The 1,013-nt window shown below is 69.0% G+C and carries 1 protein-coding gene; it reads left to right on the top strand.

Translation table 11 applies throughout. The features are described from left to right. Positions 1–200: 200 nt before the first annotated feature. Positions 201–1,013, top strand: an 813-nt coding sequence (locus tag C1I95_RS34115) for an SGNH/GDSL hydrolase family protein (protein ID WP_111220236.1), incomplete at its 3' end; no start/stop codon positions are given.

Raw genomic sequence — 1,013 nt, 5'->3', positions numbered from 1 at the left:
CCACTCGACCAACCCGCGGCGATCTTGCACTTTTGGTCGCTGAGATGTGTCTCATATGGCTTTTGTCCCGACAGAAAGTGCAAGATCGCCGCGGGTTGGTCGAGTGGGGTTCATTGATGCTTGTCGCTTGGTTTGGTTGAATGCGTGGGGGAGCGTCAGGGCCGTCACATTCCTCGATACGTGACAGGAGTTTCCGCATCATGCTCCGAAGGCCTCTGCTTACCGCTCCGGTGGCCGCGTTCGTGGCCGTCCTTCTCGCCGTCACCACGTGGTCGGCGCTGCCCGCTCCGCCCGCCAACTCCGCGGTGTCGTCCCGGCCGGTGCTTGCCGCCGTGCCGGCAGCGCTGGCCGCGCCCGTGCGGGTCATGCCGCTCGGCGACTCGATCACCGGATCTCCCGGCTGCTGGCGGGCGTTGCTCTGGAACCGCCTCCAGTCGGCCGGGTACACCAACATCGACTTCGTCGGCACGCTCGGCCCGCAGGGGTGCGGCCAGCCGTACGACGGCGACAACGAGGGCCACGGCGGCGCCCTGGTCACCAACGTGGCCAACCAGAACCAGCTGCCGGGCTGGCTGTCGGCGACCCGGCCCGACGTCGTACTCATGCACTTCGGCACCAACGACGTGTGGAGCAACATCGCCCCCGCCACGATCCTGGCCGCGTACGGCAGGCTGGTCGACCAGATGCGCGCCAGCAACCCCGCCATGCGCGTCCTGGTCGCGAAGATCATCCCGATGGCGCCGAGCAGTTGCCCCGACTGTGGCCAGCGGGTGGTGGCCCTCAACAGCGCCATCGACGGCTGGGCGGCGGGCAAGACCACCGCGCAGTCGCCGATCGTCGTGGTCGACCAGTGGACCGGCTTCAGCACGGCCGCCGACACCTACGACGGGGTGCACCCCAACGCCGCCGGCGACCGGAAGATCTCCGACCGGTGGTACCCGGCGCTGACCGCGGCCCTGACTGGCGGCCCGACGCCCACTCCGACAGCCACAACGACCCCCACCGCCACACCC

Origin of the sequence: Micromonospora craterilacus (assembly GCF_003236315.1) — a bacterium.
GTDB classification, from domain to species: Bacteria; Actinomycetota; Actinomycetes; order Mycobacteriales; family Micromonosporaceae; genus Micromonospora; species Micromonospora craterilacus.
The sequence above is the reverse complement of the archived record's forward strand: the minus strand, read 5'-3'. Positions and strand labels throughout refer to the sequence as shown.